The following is a 16,140-nucleotide window of genomic DNA, read 5'->3' on the forward strand; positions in this document are numbered from 1 at the left end:
GCAGGCGAGGTCAGGCAAGAATATTACATTCAATTAATAAAATAATCGTGCGACGAACCTGTTACGAGGCGTTATATGCTAGCGGCGGTGGCAAGGCCGGTCCACGAATTCATTATTGAATTCTTTATGAATTGATCGATTTAATAAATAAGTTCAGCTTTTATCGCCCAGGTTTATTGGGTACGTAAATGATAGTAGCGATAATCCGCCGCATAAATAACATTGGCGAATAATATGGCGGAAAAGATTAACTGCGCATACCGGGCGGTATGCGCAGAGAAAAACCATTAATGGAGTATTTTGGCGAGGAAATCTTTGGCACGCTCGGATTGCGGATTGGCAAAGAAGGCCTCTTTATCGGCATCCTCGACAATCTTCCCTTCATCCATAAAGATCACCCGGTTCGCCACCTTGCGGGCAAAGCCCATCTCATGGGTCACGACCATCATGGTCATCCCCTCGTTGGCCAGTTCGACCATAACGTCCAGCACCTCGTTAATCATCTCCGGGTCAAGCGCTGAGGTGGGCTCATCAAACAGCATGGCGATCGGGTCCATACACAGGGCTCGGGCAATGGCCACGCGCTGCTGCTGGCCGCCGGAGAGTTGCGCCGGGTATTTTTCCGCATGCGCCGCCAGGCCAACGCGCTCCAGCAACTTGAGGCCTTTCTTGCGCGCTGAGGCTTTATCGCGGTTAAGCACTTTGACCTGCGCCAGCGTCAGGTTGTCGATAATCGACAGATGCGGGAACAGTTCAAAATGCTGAAACACCATGCCGACGTGCGAGCGCAGTTTAGCCAGGTTGGTCTTTTTATCGTTAACCACGGTGCCATCGACAATAATCTGCCCCTGCTGTACCGGCTCAAGGCCGTTCACAGTCTTAATCAGCGTGGATTTACCGGAGCCTGACGGCCCGCAGACCACCACGACTTCGCCTTTTTTCACTTCCGTGGAGCAATCGGTCAGCACCTGAAAGTGACCATACCATTTTGAAACGTTTTTCAGGGTAATCATTACACAGTCCTTTTCTTCAACCAGCTGACCAACAGCGAGGCGCTGAGGCTAATCACAAAATAGACGCCGCCCGCGAACAGGATCATTTCGACCTGGGTTCCGTCACGCTCGCCAATGGTGGAGGCGGTACGGAAGAAGTCGGCGAGACTCAATACATACACCAGCGAGGTATCCTGGAACAGGACGATCCCCTGGGTTAGCAGCAGCGGCACCATGGCGCGGAAGGCCTGCGGCAGGATCACCAGCCGCATTGACTGCCAGTGGGTCATCCCCAACGCCAGCGCGGCGCTGGACTGGCCGCGGGAGATGCTCTGAATGCCGGCGCGGATAATCTCTGAATAGTAGGCGGCTTCGAACATCGAAAACGCCACCATCGCCGAGATCAGGCGAATATCCGTTTTCGGCGACAGTCCCAGCACGTTCTGCAGGAAGCCCGGGACAATCAGGTAGAACCACAGCAGGACCATCACCAGTGGGATTGAGCGGAATACGTTGACGTAGGATTTAGCAAACCAGGCCAGCGGCAGAAAGCTGGACAGGCGCATAACCGCCAGCAGGGTGCCCCAGACGATGCCGACCACGATGGCGATCACCGTAATCTTAAGGGTGATCACCAGCCCTGCCAGCAGATAGGGCATGGAGGGAACGATCGAACTCCAGTCAAAATCGTACATTATTTGCCTCCCATATTGCCAGGCAGGCGAACCTTACGCTCGACCACATACATAATCAGCATAATCACCGCGTTGATGAAAACATAGGCCAGGGTGATGGCGGTAAAAGACTCCCAGGCATGAGCGGAGTAGTCCAGCAGTTTGCCCGCCTGCGCGGCCATATCGGCCAGACCGATGGTGGAGGCGATGGCCGAGTTTTTCACCAGGTTCATCATCTCCGAGGTCATCGGCGGCACGATAACGCGGTAGGCGTTCGGCAGCAGCACGTAGCGGTAGGTTTGCGGCAGGGTCAGGCCCATCGCCAGGCCGGCGTTCTTCTGCCCGCGCGGCAGCGACTGGATGGCGGCGCGTACCTGCTCGCAGACGCGAGCGGCGGTAAACAGCCCCAGGCACAGCATGGAGGAGACAAAGAATTGAATGTTTGGGTCCAGCTCCGATTTAAACCACATGCCGATATTTTCCGGCAGGAACTCCGGCACCACCAGGTACCAGGTAAAGAACTGCACGATCAGCGGCACGTTGCGAAACAGTTCGACATAGCAGGTGCCAATGCCCGAGAGGAAGCGATTGGGTACCGTGCGTAAAATGCCGAACAGTGAGCCGACGAGAAAAGCGATGATCCAGGCCGAGATGGAGAGGGCGACGGTGATTTGAAAACCGCTCCACAGCCAGCCCAGGTAGGTAGTGTTGCCGAAGGGGGCCTGTTGCAGGAATATCCCCCAGTTCCAGTCTATTGACATACATGACTCCTGGAAAAAAAAGGGTAGCCATTGCTACCCTCGAAGACGGTTGTCCAGCTTGTTTCGGTATTCGCGGCGGCTGGGGAACGACCAGCCGCCGTATAGTCTGTCCGTGCTGTGACAATCATCGGGAGGGCAGGATATCCCGCCCCTGGTTGTTATAATTAGTTCAGTGCTTTGTCGTTAGGTGATTTGAACAGCGCTTTCATGTCGTCCGACAGCTCGAAGTTGAGGTTAAGATTTTTTGGCGGAATCGGGTTTTTGAACCATTTGTCAAACCACTTCTCCGCTTCGCCAGAGGTCTGAGCCTGGGCGACGGTTTCATCAACCAGCGCCTTGAACGTCGGATCGTCCTTCCGCAGCATGCAGCCATAGGCTTCCTTCGACTGCGGGGTGCCGACGATTTCCCAGTTATCCGGTTTCTTCGCCTTGGCGCGTTCGCCAGCCAGCAGGGCATCATCCATCATAAAGGCCACGGCGCGTCCGCTCTCCAGGGTGCGGAAAGAGTCGCCATGATCTTTGGCGCTGATAATGCGCATATTCATTTTTTTCTCATCGTTCAGCTTATGCAGCAGGATCTCTGAGGTGGTTCCGGAGGTGACGACGACCGCTTTATCCTTCAGGTCCGGAAAATCTTTGATCGGACCGCCTTTCTTCACCAGCAGACGGGTACCGACCACGAAGATGGTATCGGAGAAGGCCGCCTGTTTCTGGCGCTCAAGGTTGTTGGTGGTTGAGCCGCACTCGAAATCAAAGGTGCCATTCTGCAGCAACGGGATACGGTTCTGCGAGGTGACCGGGATCAGTTTGACCTGCAGATCGGGTTTGTTCAGTTTTTTCTTGATGGCATCGACGATGGCGTTGGAATAATCCTGAGAGTAGCCCACAACCTTCTGCTGGTTATCGTAGTAAGAGAACGGGACCGAAGATTCACGATGGCCGACAACGATAACCCCGTTTTTGGCGATCTTATCCAGGGTGTTCTGGCCAGCCGCCGGGGCAGCATCTTCCGCCTGCGCCAGACCAGCGGTCATTCCCATTACCAGCATTGCCGTGGCCAGTTTACGTAATTGCATATCCAACTCCTTATCCGCAGCGTCAGCGACGCTATTGATACCCATTGTGATTGTGTGTGTTGTTATTGGGGGCACGCGTCCACGTGCCGCATTTGTATGTGTTTGTTAGCATTTAGTTTGGCTTAATGTAAAGATTTTGCTGCTTTATTGTTTATTTTTGCGAAGCGCTCCGCACCAATCGGAGGCAAATATCTTCCATTGCACCAAAATAGCGCGACCACCGAACGTTTCTGGTGCAACCTGGTTGCACTGGGTCGGACGATGCCGCTACCAGGTTAAATAAAGCAATGACTGTGCCAGAGTGGCAGATGATGGGAAGAAAAAGCCGGCGACGGGCGTCGCCGGCGGAGAAACTTATCGGCGACGCTGGCGCAGGCTCATCAGCAGCGCGGCGAAACCAAACAGCGCCGTCAGCGCCCATAGCGGCCAGTTGCCGGTGCGGGCGTAAGGGGTTAAGCCGCTGGTGGGGGTCACGGTGGTGGTCAACACCTCGCGGGTAAACTGCGGGATCATCTTCTGGATCTCGCCGCGCGGGCCGATCACCGCAGTAATGCCGTTGTTGGTGCTGCGCAGCAGCGGGCGGGCCAGCTCCAGGGCGCGCATTCGCGCCATCTGGAAGTGTTGCCACGGGCCGATGGACTTGCCGAACCAGGCGTCGTTGGAGATGGTCAGCAGGAAGTCGGTGTCCGGCCGGAAGTTATCCCGCACCTGTTCCCCGAGGATTATCTCGTAGCAGATGGCCGCGGTCAGCTTCAGGTTATGCGCCATCAGCTGCGGCTGCACGTAGGGGCCGCGGCTGAAGGAGGACATCGGCAGGTCAAAGAACGGCGCCAGCGGACGCAGAATCGACTCCAGCGGTACAAACTCGCCGAACGGCACCAGATGGTTCTTGTTGTAGCGGTTGGTCGAGTCGTAGCGGTACGGGTTATCTTTGCCGAGAGTAATGATGGTGTTGTAGGTATCGTAACGGTTCTGCTTGTTGAGACGCGCATCGACAATGCCGGTGATCAGCGAGCTGTCTTTTGCGCGCAGCAGATCGTCCATCATGCTGAGGAACTGCTGCTGGTTGATCTCCAGATCCGGGATCGCCGATTCAGGCCAGATAATCAGCTGCGAGTGGCCGATATGCGGCTGGGTCAGCGCCAGGTAGGTTTTCAGGGTATTGACCAGCTGCTTTTCGTCCCATTTCATGGCCTGTGGGATATCGCCTTGCACCAGCGAGACCTGGGTCGCGCGCGCCGGCAGCAGCTGATACCACTGGATATAGCGCAGCGGGAAGGGCAGGGCGAACAGCAGCGCGGCAATCGCCAGCGGCTTCCAGTTGCGCTGGACGAGGGCCAGGGCCAGCAGGCCGCTGACTACCATCAGCAGGAAGTTAATCGCCTCGACGCCCATCACCGGCGCGAGACCTTTCAGCGGGCCGTCAATCTGGCTGTAGCCGAACTGTAGCCACGGAAAGCCGGTCAGCACCCAGCCGCGCAGGAACTCGGTGATTTGCCAGACGACAGGGGCAGCGATAGCCATCCGTATCCAGTTAGTTTTAGGCCACAGACGGGCGAGCAGGCCGGCAAACAGGCCGGTGTAGAGCGAGAGATAGGCCGCCAGCAGAACGACGAGGAAGACGTTAACCGGGCCGGGCATTCCGCCAAACTGCGCGATGCTGACATAGACCCAGTTGATACCCGTGCCGAACAGCCCGAGTCCCCAGAAATAGCCGATCCCGGCGCTTTGCAGCGGGCGTCGGTTGAGGGTTAACGCCTGCAGACCGATCAGCGAAACGATAGCCGCTGGCCAGAAGTCATAAGGTGAAAAAGCCAGCGTTCCGCTGGCTCCAAACAACAGCGCCAGCAACAGACGTATGCGCTGGCGTTCAAGAAGAGAGGCAAATACCATTTAGGTTAATCGTCCCGTTAATTAACGCCTGCTGCTACAGGCTATTCTTTTTGCCAGCCGGACGCGGGGCACCTACAACCGTGTATGACTCGCGGTCTCCCGGCTGGCCATTTCAGCGCTACCGCTTACTCTTCCAGCTTCGGCTGGGGAGCGTCATCGGGCAGCTTTACATGCACCTGAATGATACGACGACTATCTGCCATTGCTACCTTGAATTGGTAACCATCAATGTCGATAGATTCGCCGCGGGCCGGCAGATGGCCGAAGGCCTGCATCACCAGCCCGCCAATGGTATCCACTTCTTCATCGCTAAAGTGCGTGTCGAAGGCCTCGTTGAAGTCTTCGATGGAGGCCAGGGCGCGCACCGTCCAGGTGTGGCGACTCAGCTGGCGGAAATCGATATCTTCTTCTTCGTCGTACTCGTCTTCAATTTCCCCGACGATGAGCTCAAGGATATCCTCGATGGTCACCAGGCCAGAGACGCCGCCGAATTCGTCAATAACGATCGCCATATGATAGCGCTGTGAGCGAAACTCTTTCAGCATGCGGTCGACCCGCTTGCTTTCCGGGACGACAACCGCCGGCCGTAACACTTTTTCCATGCTGAAGGCTTCGGCGTCGCTGCGCATAAACGGCAGCAGATCCTTGGCCATCAGAATCCCTTCGATGTGATCTTTATCTTCACTGATGACCGGGAAACGCGAGTGGGCGGATTCGATGATGACATCCAGGCACTCGTCCAGCGTCTGGTTGCGTTTCAGGGTTATCATTTGTGAACGGGGGATCATAATGTCGCGGACCCGCTGGTCGGCGATATCCATTACCCCTTCGAGCATGTCACGCGTATCTTCATCGATAAGGTCGTTTTGCCCGGAATCACGGATCAGCGCCAGCAGTTCATCGCGGTTTTTCGGTTCCCCGTGAAAAAGCTGGCTGAGTAACAGGGAGAAAAATCCCTTTTTGCTGTTTACTGTGTCACTACTGTGTGAATTGTCGTCGCTCATGGCGTCGTTTGGGTTCTCATGTTGATTTAACTGTCGCTCGTCGCGCGTAAACTCAGCGCCGGACGGCATGGGTTGCCTGACTTTCTGGCAGGTAAAACGCAGAAACAGCGGCCGGATGAGGCGCAAGCACCGCCATCCGGCTGGGCGCTATTCCGCAATCTTCTCGGAAATGTACGGGTCCTCATAGCCCAGAGCAAGCATTATCTCTGTTTCAAGGCCTTCCATCTCTTCCGCTTCGTCGTCTTCGATATGATCGTAGCCCAGCAGATGCAGGCTACCGTGCACCACCATATGCGCCCAGTGCGCCTCCAGCGGCTTACCTTGCTCGCTGGCTTCTTGTTCTACCACCTGACGGCAGATGATCAGATCGCCGAGCAGCGGCATTTCAATTCCCGGCGGCGCTTCAAACGGGAAGGAGAGGACGTTGGTCGGCTTATCCTTGCCGCGATAGGTCAGGTTCAGCTCATGGCTTTCTGCAACGTCGACCAGACGAATCGTTAACTCTGACTCCTCCTGAAACGGCGGAATGACGGCGTCGACCCAGCGTTGGAAAAGGGCTTCGTCCGGCAGGCCGCTGGTCTCTTCGCAGGCCAGCTGTAAATCGAGGATCACCTGACTCATTTTTGCACCTGTTCCTGGGCTTCGCGTTTGCGCTCGGCGGCCAGCTCTGCTTTACGTTTCTGATCTGCGGCTTCCCATGCCTCATAGGCGTTCACGATGCGGGCGACCACCGGATGGCGCACCACGTCTTCGCTATGGAAGAAGTTAAAGCTGATCTCATCGACTTCCGCCAGCACTTCGATGGCATGGCGCAGACCGGATTTGGTGCTGCGTGGCAGGTCAATCTGCGTGATGTCGCCGGTGATCACCGCCTTGGAGTTAAAGCCGATGCGGGTCAGGAACATCTTCATCTGTTCGATGGTGGTGTTCTGGCTTTCATCAAGAATGATAAAGGCGTCATTCAGCGTCCGTCCGCGCATATAGGCCAGCGGGGCCACTTCGATGACGTTACGCTCAATCAGCTTCTCCACTTTCTCAAAGCCGAGCATCTCAAACAGCGCGTCATACAGCGGGCGCAGATACGGGTCGACCTTCTGGCTCAGATCGCCGGGCAGGAAGCCGAGCTTTTCGCCTGCCTCGACGGCCGGACGGGTCAGCAGAATACGGCGGATCTCCTGGCGCTCCAGCGCATCGACCGCCGCCGCCACCGCCAGATAGGTTTTACCCGTACCCGCCGGACCCACGCCGAAAGTGATGTCGTGATCGAGGATATTGGCGATGTACTGCGCCTGGTTCGGCGTACGCGGTTTGATTACCCCGCGCTTGGTCTTGATATTGACGGCTTTACCGTACTCAGGCACGCTTTCGGCGCTCTGCTCCAGTACGCGCGCTTCCTTGATCGCCAGGTGGATCTGCTCTGGTTCAATATCCTGAATCTGACCGCGCATTGGCGCTGTGTCGACATACAGGCTGCGCAGAATATCGGCGGCAGCGTGCACGCACAGGGCGCGACCGGTCAGCTTAAAGTGATTGTCACGGCGGTTGATCTCAATGCCTAACCGACGCTCCAGCTGTTTAATGTTGTCGTCAAACGGGCCGCACAGGGCTAACAGGCGTGCGTTATCCGCTGGCTCCAGGGTAATCTCACGAGTGTCTATGTTCAAACTATTCCTCTTTACGCAGGTGGCCGGACGCGGCGCGTGGCCGGCTAATCAGGAAATTATTTACGTCACAGGAAAATGGCGCAAGCATTGCTGTAGATATAGGGACGGAGAGAGGAATTACAAGGCCTGCCGGAACCGACAGGCCTGAAGGGATCATGGCTGGTAAATTCCCACGCCAAGATCGTTCTCTTTACGGGTGCGGGCAATCACTGATTCGGGTGATTCAGCGATACGCAGACCCATCTCCGCTTCGGTGCGCACGATTTTACCGCGCAGCGAGTTGGTATATACATCGACGATTTCGACATCGACAAACTTACCGACGAGGTCCGGGGTACCTTCGAAGTTGACCACCCGGTTATTCTCCGTACGTCCGGAAAGCTCCATGATGTTCTTACGCGAGGTGCCTTCCACCAGGATGCGCTGTACCGTGCCGAGCATGCGACGGCTCCAGGCCATCGCCTGCTGGTTAATGCGTTCCTGCAGGATATACAGACGCTGTTTTTTGTCCGCCTCCGGCACGTCGTCGACCATATCGGCCGCCGGGGTGCCCGGGCGAGCGGAGAAGATAAAGCTGTAGCTCATATCGAAATTGACGTCGGCGATGAGCTTCATGGTCTTTTCGAAATCTTCCGTGGTTTCGCCGGGGAAGCCGACGATAAAGTCGGAGCTTATCTGAATATCCGGGCGCGCTTCACGCAGCTTGCGAATAATCGCTTTATACTCCAGCGCGGTATGGGTGCGTCCCATCAGGTTCAGCACACGGTCGGAGCCACTCTGCACCGGCAGGTGCAGGAAGCTCACCAGCTCCGGCGTATCGCGATAAACGTCGATGATATCGTCGGTAAATTCGATCGGGTGGCTGGTGGTGAAGCGAATGCGGTCGATGCCGTCGATGGCGGCGACCAGGCGCAGCAGGTCGGCAAAGCTGCCGGTGGTGCCGTCGTAATTCTCACCGCGCCAGGCGTTAACGTTCTGCCCCAGCAGATTGACCTCACGCACGCCCTGCGCCGCCAGCTGGGCGATTTCAAACAGGATATCGTCGCACGGACGGCTAACTTCTTCTCCGCGGGTATACGGCACGACGCAGTAGGTGCAGTATTTATTGCAACCTTCCATAATCGAGACAAAGGCGGTCGGCCCTTCGGCGCGCGGCTCTGGCAGGCGATCGAATTTTTCAATTTCCGGGAAGCTGATATCAACTACCGGACTGCGGTTGCCGCGCACGGAGTTAATCATCTCCGGCAGGCGGTGCAGGGTTTGCGGCCCGAAAATAATATCGACATAGTGCGCGCGCTGGCGAATATGGTCGCCTTCCTGGGAAGCCACGCAGCCGCCGACGCCAATAATCAGGTCCGGGTTCTTCTCTTTCAGCAGCTTCCAGCGGCCAAGCTGATGGAAAACTTTTTCCTGGGCCTTCTCACGAATTGAGCAGGTATTGAGCAACAGCACATCTGCTTCTTCCGCCACTTCGGTCAGTTGATACCCATGTGTCGCATCCAGCAGATCGGCCATCTTTGATGAATCATACTCGTTCATCTGACAGCCCCAGGTTTTAATATGGAGTTTTTTTGTCATTGACTTGCTCATGCTCAGTAATAGATATCCAAAACGCGGGGATATATACAGGGTGAATTTCGCATTCCAGGGCGCGTATTGTAATGCTTTGGTCGCCCCCTGACCAGTGCGAGCGTTATCGCCGCAAGAGGGCGAAAAATCCGGTAAACTTAACGGATTCTGCTTTAAGGATAATAGCCATGACAATTCACGTAACAGATGTCGCCATCGTGGGCGGCGGCATGGTCGGCGGCGCCCTGGCGTTAGGGCTGGCGCAACAGGGATTTACCGTGACGGTGCTTGAGAAAGCGGCGCCACCGGCGTTCGATCCGGCATCCGCCCCGGATGTGCGGATCTCGGCGATCAGCGCGGCTTCGGTCGGCCTGCTGAAGAGTCTCGGCGTCTGGGATGCCATACGGGCGATGCGCGTCCACGCTTATCGCCGTCTGGAGACCTGGGAGTGGGAGAGCGCGCACGTCGCCTTCGACGCCGCGGAGCTCAAGCTGCCGGAGCTGGGCTATATGGTCGAGAACAAGGTTCTGCAATGGGGCCTGTGGCAAGCGCTGGCGGCGCATGAGGCGGTTACCCTGCGCGTCGGTAGCGAACTGAAAACGATGCAGCGCGGCGAGACGCAGACGGCGTTGCATTTGCGCGAGGGGGAGACGATCCACGCCCGGCTGGTTATCGGCGCCGACGGCGCTAACTCCCAGGTGCGGGAGATGGCCGGCATCGGCGTGCACGCCTGGCAATATCAGCAGTCCTGTATGCTGATCAGCGTCGAATGCGCCGACGATCCCGGCGACAGCACCTGGCAGCAGTTTACTCCCAGCGGCCCACGCGCCTTCCTGCCGCTGTTCGACCACTGGGCCTCGCTGGTCTGGTACGACGCCCCGGCGCGGATCCGTCAGCTGCAGAGCATGACCATGGCGCAGCTCCAGCAGGAGATCGCCAGTCACTTTCCGGCGCGGCTGGGACGGGTGACGCCGCAGGCGGCCGGCGCCTTCCCGCTCACCCGGCGTCATGCGCTGCAGTATGTTCAGCCCGGCCTGGCGCTGGTGGGCGATGCGGCGCACACCATTCATCCACTGGCGGGGCAGGGGGTTAACCTTGGCTATCGTGATGTCGATGCCCTGCTGGAGATCCTGGCGGAAGCGCGCGGCCGCGGCGAAGACTGGGCCAGCCTGCCGGTGCTGAAGCGCTACCAGGCGCGGCGGCGAGCGGATAATTTTATCATGCAGTCGGGGATGGATCTGTTTTATGCCGGTTTCAGCAATGACCTGGCGCCGGTGCGGATGCTGCGTAATATTGGCCTGATGGCGGCTGAACGCGCCGGGGGGCTGAAGCGTCAGGCGCTGAAGTATGCCTTAGGCTTGTAAAACCGGCTTCCCGGGCAGAGGCGTAGCGGAGAGCGCCTGCCCGGCAGTCAGTACGGAGTAAGCATGTCAGGACGCCAATAGCAAAAAAGCCCACCGAAGTGAGCTTTTTTGCATTGAAATGGCTGGGGTACGAGGATTCGAACCTCGGAATGCCGGAATCAGAATCCGGTGCCTTACCGCTTGGCGATACCCCAATTGTCTGTTGCGCTTGACCGTAACTACGCCGGTTGAGGGCAACAGTGCGTTCACTGCTGAACGATTTTTAAATTTGGCTGGGGTACGAGGATTCGAACCTCGGAATGCCGGAATCAGAATCCGGTGCCTTACCGCTTGGCGATACCCCAACAAATTGTTTGCGGATTTATCGATGCGTATCGATACGTCCAGAATTTGGTGGCTACGACGGGATTCGAACCTGTGACCCCATCATTATGAGTGATGTGCTCTAACCAGCTGAGCTACGTAGCCTAATTGTCTTACTGCTTCTTCGATGGCTGGGGTACCTGGATTCGAACCAGGGAATGCCGGTATCAAAAACCGGTGCCTTACCGCTTGGCGATACCCCAATACCGTCGCGGTGAACCGCAAATATCGAAGAAATATGGCTGGGGTACCTGGATTCGAACCAGGGAATGCCGGTATCAAAAACCGGTGCCTTACCGCTTGGCGATACCCCATCCGTACAACGCTAACTGGTGAATGGTGCGGGAGGCGAGACTTGAACTCGCACACCTTGCGGCGCCAGAACCTAAATCTGGTGCGTCTACCAATTTCGCCACTCCCGCAAAAAAGATGGTGGCTACGACGGGATTCGAACCTGTGACCCCATCATTATGAGTGATGTGCTCTAACCAGCTGAGCTACGTAGCCATCTTTTTTTCGCGTAACCTTATCGGCGTTGCGGGGCGCATTATGCGTATTGGGCCTGCGAGCGTCAACCTCTTTTTCAAGGAAAATCGTTGTAATGTGACTGTTTGGTTAGGTTGCGAACAGCTCGCTGGAATATTCGGCAATTATTGGTTATTTATCGTTTTTCAGCGGTATAAATCCGGCAAAAAGAAAACGGACCCCGGAGGGTCCGTTTTGCGTTTCACCGCCCGTCTGGGCTTATTTGTAGGCCGACTGGTGGACACCGACCGCGCGGCCTGATGGATCGTTCATGGTTTTGAACGCTTCATCCCACTCAATGGCTTTCGCTGAAGAGCAGGCCACCGACGGACCGCCAGGGACGCACTCCGCCGCGCTCGGCAGCGGGAACAGCTCTTCGAAGATCTCGCGGTACAGATAGCCTTCTTTGGAGGTCGGCGTGTTGTACGGGAAGCGGAAGCTTGCGGTTTCCAGTTGCTGGTCGCTGATCTGTTTGGCGGCCACTTCTTTCAGGGTATCGATCCAGCTGTAGCCGACGCCGTCAGAGAACTGCTCCTTCTGGCGCCAGGCGACGCTGGCCGGCAGGTAGGATTCAAAGCATTCGCGCAGAATGTGTTTTTCCATTTTGCCGTTGCCGCACATCTTATCCTGCGGGTTAATGCGCATCGCGACGTCGAGGAACTTCTTGTCGAGGAACGGCACGCGGGCCTCCACGCCCCAGGCGGACATCGCTTTGTTGGCGCGGGCGCAGTCAAACATATGCAGCGCCTGCAGCTTACGCACCGTCTCTTCGTGCAGTTCTTTGGCGTTCGGCGCCTTATGGAAGTAGAGGTAGCCGCCGAACACTTCGTCCGAACCTTCGCCGGAAAGCACCATTTTGATGCCCATGGCTTTAATTTTCCGCGACATCAGGTACATCGGCGTCGAGGCGCGAATAGTGGTCACATCGTAGGTTTCGATGTGATAGATAACGTCGCGGATGGCATCCAGCCCTTCCTGGACGGTAAAGTGAATTTCGTGGTGCACGGTGCCGAGGTGGTTGGCCACCTCCTGCGCCGCTTTCAGGTCAGGAGAGCCTTCCAGACCGACCGCGAAAGAGTGCAGCTGCGGCCACCAGGCTTCGCTACGCTCCTGATCTTCGACGCGACGGGCGGCGAATTTCTTGGTGATAGCCGAGATGACCGATGAATCAAGACCGCCGGAGAGCAGCACGCCGTAAGGCACGTCGGACATCAGGTGGCTTTTCACCGACTCTTCCAGCGCCTGGCGCAGCTCGTTCTTATCAGTAACATTGTCTTTCACCGCGTCGTAATCAAACCAGTCGCGCTGATAGTACTGGCGAATTTCGCCGTCTTTGCTCCACAGGTAGCTGCCCGCCGGGAACTCTTTAATGGTGCGGCATACCGGCACCAGCGCTTTCATTTCGGAGGCGACATAGAAGTTGCCGTGTTCGTCATGGCCCATATACAGCGGGATAATGCCGATATGGTCGCGGCCAATTAAGTACGCGTCTTTTTCGCTGTCATACAGGGCGAAGGCGAACATTCCCTGCAGATCGTCGAGGAACTCCGGGCCTTTTTCCTGATACAGCGCGAGGATCACTTCGCAGTCGGAACCGGTCTGGAACTGGTAGCGATCGCCATACTCCGCGCGCAGCGCCTGGTGGTTGTAGATCTCGCCGTTAACGGCCAGCGCATGGGTTTTTTCGGCGTTGTACAGCGGCTGGGCCCCGGCGTTGACGTCGACAATCGACAGGCGCTCGTGCGCCAGAATCGCTTTGTCGCTGGCATATACGCCAGACCAGTCCGGACCGCGGTGGCGCATCAGGCGGGAAAGCTCCAGCGCCTTTTTACGCAGCTCGCCTGCGTCAGTTTTAATATCCAGTACGCCAAAAATAGAACACATAGCCTTCTCCATTACCCTGTCGTGTTTGATGTTGTGCTGGCTTCGTCTCGTGGCGAAGCCTGAGTGCGTGCTTAAGAAAATGCCGTAAAGGGGGAGCAGGCGCAAGGGGTTTGCGGCCGGAAAAAGAAAAAACGTAACCGTGATTGTTGAACAGTGAAAAAAGCGTATCTTTTGAACGGCTTTATTGAGGAATTCGTATTTATAGGTTGTTTTTATTAGATGGAGTAATTCTGATGGGCGCTAGAAATGAAAAACCACGTCCTGCGACGTGGTTGGCATCAGAAAATATCGATTTCCGCGACGGAAGGGTAAATCCACGACGGGCGGAACGGCATGCTGTCGATATCGTCGAGGGTGGAGACGCCGGAGAGCACCAGAATAGTCTCCAGCCCTGCCTGGAAACCGGCCAGTATATCGGTGCGCAGGTTATCGCCGACAATCACCGTCTGCTCGGAGTGAGCCTGCATTTTATTCAGTGCTGAACGGATGATCCACGGGCTGGGTTTGCCGACGTAAAACGGCTTACGGCCGGAGATCTTCTCGATCCCGGCGCAAAGCGCGCCGCAGGCAGGGTAGAAGCCGCGACCGTGCGTATCCGGGTTAGTGGCAATGAAGCGGGCGCCGTTGGCGACGAAGAAGGCGGCCTTATGCATCATTTCCCAGTTAAAGGAACGAGTTTCCCCGACGATGACAAAATCCGGGTTCACATCGGTAATGGTAAAGCCGGCTTTGTACAGCTCGTGGATCAGCGCCCCTTCTCCCACCACGTAGGCTTTTTTGCCTTCCTGGCGACGCAGAAAATCGGCGGTGGCCATCGCTGAGGTGTAAAAGGCGCTATCCGGAACATCAATTCCAGCGGTGGCGAAACGGTTCGCCAGATCCTGGCCGGTTTGCGACGGGTAGTTGGTCAGCATTACCAGCGGCATGCCTTTATCGAGGATGCGCTTGATAAACTCGGCTGCGCCGGGAACGGCGACGTTATCGTGCATCAGTACGCCGTCAATATCACAAATTATGTTTTGAATGGTCATGGTGGGTCCAGAATCATTAACAAAGACGAAACTATACGCGTCATCGATGAGGTTTCACACCTCTGACGGGCGAGGCCCGTCCGTATCAAGGTGACGCGCTATCAGAAAAGGGGCGATTAGCTCTCAAGCAAACGCTGCAGCAGCGTGCCATTAAGCATGGCGCGTTTGACCAGCGCGAAGGCGCCGATTGCAGAGCGGTGATCGAGGGTGGAGCGCACCACCGGCAGGTTCTTACGAAACGCCTTAAGTGCCTGGGCGTTAATGCAGCCTTCGATGGCCGGAAGAAGGACCTTTTCAGCTTCCACTATTTCGCCGGCGACGACGATTTTTTGTGGGTTGAACAGGTTAATGGCGATGGCGATCGTTTTCCCGAGGTGGCGCCCCACGTACTCAATCACCTCGCAGGCCAGGGCATCGCCCTTGTTGGCCGCTTTGCAGATAGTTTTGATCGTGCAGTCATCCGGCGTCAGACGGCTCTGGTAGCCCTGCTCCAGCAGGTGGCGAACCCGCTGTTCAATGGCGGCATTGGCCGCGACGGTCTCCAGACAGCCGAAGTTGCCGCAGTGGCAGCGTTCGCCCAGCGGGTCGACCTGAATATGGCCAATTTCGCCGACGTTGCCGTTGCGGCCGATAAAAATGCGCCCGTTGGAGATAATCCCCGCCCCGGTACCGCGGTGCACGCGCACCAGAATGGAGTCTTCGCAATCCTGGCTTGCGCCAAAATAGTGCTCGGCCAGCGCCAGGCTGCGGATATCGTGGCCAACAAAGCAGGTAACATTGAAGCGTTTCTCCAGCGCCCCGACCAGGCCCCAGTTTTCCACCGCAATGTGCGGCATATAGCGGATCACGCCGCTTTCCGGGTCGACGAGGCCCGGCAGGATCACTGAGATAGCGATCAGCTCGCGAATTTTGCGCTGACAGTTTTCGATAAAGGTGGCGATGATATTCAGCAGGGCGTGTTCCAGCGTTTCCTGGGTGCGCTCGGGCAGCGGGAAGTGCTCCTCTTCCAGGGGCTTGCTGCTTAAATCATACAGGGTCAGAGTGGCGTCATAGCGGCCAAGCCGCACGCCGATGGCGTTGAAGCTGCGGGTTTCTGCGATGATAGAGATAGCGCGGCGGCCACCGGTGGAGGCCTGCTGATCGACTTCTTTGATCAGGCCGCGCTCAATAAGCTGACGCGTGATTTTGGTCACGCTGGCAGGGGCAAGCTGGCTTTGTTCGGCTATCTGAATACGCGAGATGGGCCCATGCTGGTCAATCAGGCGGTACACGGCCGCGCTGTTCAGTTGTTTTACGAGGTCAACGTTACCAATTTGAGCTTGTCCGCCTGCTGTCATACT

General features: G+C 56.7%; 13 protein-coding genes and 7 tRNA genes. 1 reads left to right on the plus strand and 19 read right to left on the minus strand.

The annotated features are described in order from the left end of the window. Positions 1-287 precede the first annotated feature (287 nt). The 9 genes from DR88_RS19065 to miaB all read right to left on the minus strand — a co-directional run bounded on the left by DR88_RS19065 (position 288) and on the right by miaB (position 9,642). Positions 288-1,013 carry an amino acid ABC transporter ATP-binding protein gene (locus DR88_RS19065; RefSeq protein ID WP_002894706.1) on the minus strand — a complete coding sequence of 242 codons (726 nt, stop codon included), beginning with the start codon at positions 1,011-1,013 and terminating at the stop codon, positions 288-290. Beyond that, positions 1,013-1,687, minus strand: a complete 675-nt coding sequence (gene gltK, locus DR88_RS19060; protein ID WP_002894707.1) for a glutamate/aspartate ABC transporter permease GltK — start codon at positions 1,685-1,687, stop codon at positions 1,013-1,015. Before gltK ends, DR88_RS19065 begins: the two co-directional genes overlap by 1 nt. Beyond that, positions 1,687-2,427: an amino acid ABC transporter permease gene (locus tag DR88_RS19055; protein ID WP_002894709.1), complete on the minus strand. Its 741-nt coding sequence runs from the start codon at positions 2,425-2,427 to the stop codon at positions 1,687-1,689. Before DR88_RS19055 ends, gltK begins: the two co-directional genes overlap by 1 nt. Before the next feature lie 164 nt (positions 2,428-2,591). After that, positions 2,592-3,503, minus strand: a complete 912-nt coding sequence (locus tag DR88_RS19050) for an amino acid ABC transporter substrate-binding protein (RefSeq protein ID WP_002894712.1) — start codon at positions 3,501-3,503, stop codon at positions 2,592-2,594. A 354-nt stretch (positions 3,504-3,857) separates the two neighbouring features. Next, on the minus strand, positions 3,858-5,396 hold the full coding sequence (gene lnt, locus DR88_RS19045; RefSeq protein WP_004147589.1) for an apolipoprotein N-acyltransferase: 1,539 nt from the start codon (positions 5,394-5,396) through the stop codon (positions 3,858-3,860). Between the two features lie 125 nt (positions 5,397-5,521). Next, positions 5,522-6,400 (minus strand): CNNM family magnesium/cobalt transport protein CorC, encoded by an 879-nt coding sequence (corC, locus tag DR88_RS19040; protein ID WP_002894719.1) that lies wholly within the window; start codon positions 6,398-6,400, stop codon positions 5,522-5,524. A 147-nt stretch (positions 6,401-6,547) separates the two neighbouring features. Next, entirely contained in the window at positions 6,548-7,021 is a 474-nt protein-coding gene (gene ybeY / locus DR88_RS19035) for an rRNA maturation RNase YbeY (protein ID WP_002894722.1), read from the minus strand. Then, positions 7,018-8,064 carry a PhoH family protein gene (locus DR88_RS19030; protein WP_004147591.1) on the minus strand — a complete coding sequence of 349 codons (1,047 nt, stop codon included), beginning with the start codon at positions 8,062-8,064 and terminating at the stop codon, positions 7,018-7,020. The genes ybeY and DR88_RS19030 overlap by 4 nt, the downstream gene beginning before the upstream one ends. Positions 8,065-8,217: 153 nt before the next feature. Then, entirely contained in the window at positions 8,218-9,642 is a 1,425-nt protein-coding gene (gene miaB, locus DR88_RS19025) for a tRNA (N6-isopentenyl adenosine(37)-C2)-methylthiotransferase MiaB (protein ID WP_002894730.1), read from the minus strand. 179 nt (positions 9,643-9,821) lie between these two features. Between miaB and ubiF the strand changes: the two genes are divergently transcribed. Further along, positions 9,822-10,997 (plus strand): 3-demethoxyubiquinol 3-hydroxylase, encoded by a 1,176-nt coding sequence (gene ubiF, locus DR88_RS19020; RefSeq protein ID WP_009308186.1) that lies wholly within the window; start codon positions 9,822-9,824, stop codon positions 10,995-10,997. Positions 10,998-11,116: 119 nt separating this feature from the next. Here the strand turns inward: ubiF and DR88_RS19015 are convergent. The 10 genes from DR88_RS19015 to nagC all read right to left on the minus strand — a co-directional run bounded on the left by DR88_RS19015 (position 11,117) and on the right by nagC (position 16,137). Beyond that, positions 11,117-11,191 (minus strand) — tRNA-Gln (locus DR88_RS19015). 75 nt (positions 11,192-11,266) lie between these two features. Next, a tRNA-Gln gene (locus tag DR88_RS19010) sits at positions 11,267-11,341 on the minus strand. Between the two features lie 47 nt (positions 11,342-11,388). Continuing rightward, positions 11,389-11,465: transfer RNA gene (locus DR88_RS19005), tRNA-Met, on the minus strand. A 23-nt stretch (positions 11,466-11,488) separates the two neighbouring features. Beyond that, a tRNA-Gln gene (locus DR88_RS19000) sits at positions 11,489-11,563 on the minus strand. 36 nt (positions 11,564-11,599) lie between these two features. Beyond that, a tRNA-Gln gene (locus DR88_RS18995) sits at positions 11,600-11,674 on the minus strand. Between the two features lie 23 nt (positions 11,675-11,697). Beyond that, positions 11,698-11,782: transfer RNA gene (locus DR88_RS18990), tRNA-Leu, on the minus strand. A gap of 8 nt (positions 11,783-11,790) precedes the next feature. Then, positions 11,791-11,867, minus strand: a tRNA-Met gene (locus tag DR88_RS18985). A gap of 237 nt (positions 11,868-12,104) precedes the next feature. Further along, positions 12,105-13,769 (minus strand): asparagine synthase B, encoded by a 1,665-nt coding sequence (gene asnB / locus DR88_RS18980; RefSeq protein ID WP_002894734.1) that lies wholly within the window; start codon positions 13,767-13,769, stop codon positions 12,105-12,107. A 278-nt stretch (positions 13,770-14,047) separates the two neighbouring features. After that, a complete protein-coding gene (locus tag DR88_RS18975; RefSeq protein ID WP_002894738.1) occupies positions 14,048-14,800 on the minus strand; it encodes an HAD-IIA family hydrolase in 753 nt (250 codons plus the stop codon). Positions 14,801-14,916: 116 nt separating this feature from the next. After that, entirely contained in the window at positions 14,917-16,137 is a 1,221-nt protein-coding gene (nagC, locus tag DR88_RS18970; protein WP_004147595.1) for a DNA-binding transcriptional regulator NagC, read from the minus strand. Between the last annotated feature and the right edge of the window lie 3 nt (positions 16,138-16,140).

The organism is Klebsiella pneumoniae, from assembly GCF_000742135.1.
GTDB classification, from domain to species: domain Bacteria; phylum Pseudomonadota; class Gammaproteobacteria; order Enterobacterales; family Enterobacteriaceae; genus Klebsiella; species Klebsiella pneumoniae.

What these genes read in the sequence shown, in the direction of transcription:
- DR88_RS19065 (WP_002894706.1), bottom strand. Translation starts at nt 1,013, where the DNA reads ATGATTACCCTGAAAAACGTTTCAAAATGGTATGGTCACTTTCAGGTG.
- gltK (WP_002894707.1), bottom strand. Translation starts at nt 1,687, where the DNA reads ATGTACGATTTTGACTGGAGTTCGATCGTTCCCTCCATGCCCTATCTG.
- DR88_RS19055 (WP_002894709.1), bottom strand. Translation starts at nt 2,427, where the DNA reads ATGTCAATAGACTGGAACTGGGGGATATTCCTGCAACAGGCCCCCTTC.
- DR88_RS19050 (WP_002894712.1), bottom strand. Translation starts at nt 3,503, where the DNA reads ATGCAATTACGTAAACTGGCCACGGCAATGCTGGTAATGGGAATGACC.
- lnt (WP_004147589.1), bottom strand. Translation starts at nt 5,396, where the DNA reads ATGGTATTTGCCTCTCTTCTTGAACGCCAGCGCATACGTCTGTTGCTG.
- corC (WP_002894719.1), bottom strand. Translation starts at nt 6,400, where the DNA reads ATGAGCGACGACAATTCACACAGTAGTGACACAGTAAACAGCAAAAAG.
- ybeY (WP_002894722.1), bottom strand. Translation starts at nt 7,021, where the DNA reads ATGAGTCAGGTGATCCTCGATTTACAGCTGGCCTGCGAAGAGACCAGC.
- miaB (WP_002894730.1), bottom strand. Translation starts at nt 9,642, where the DNA reads ATGACAAAAAAACTCCATATTAAAACCTGGGGCTGTCAGATGAACGAG.
- ubiF (WP_009308186.1), top strand. Translation starts at nt 9,822, where the DNA reads ATGACAATTCACGTAACAGATGTCGCCATCGTGGGCGGCGGCATGGTC.
- asnB (WP_002894734.1), bottom strand. Translation starts at nt 13,769, where the DNA reads ATGTGTTCTATTTTTGGCGTACTGGATATTAAAACTGACGCAGGCGAG.
- DR88_RS18975 (WP_002894738.1), bottom strand. Translation starts at nt 14,800, where the DNA reads ATGACCATTCAAAACATAATTTGTGATATTGACGGCGTACTGATGCAC.
- nagC (WP_004147595.1), bottom strand. Translation starts at nt 16,137, where the DNA reads ATGACAGCAGGCGGACAAGCTCAAATTGGTAACGTTGACCTCGTAAAA.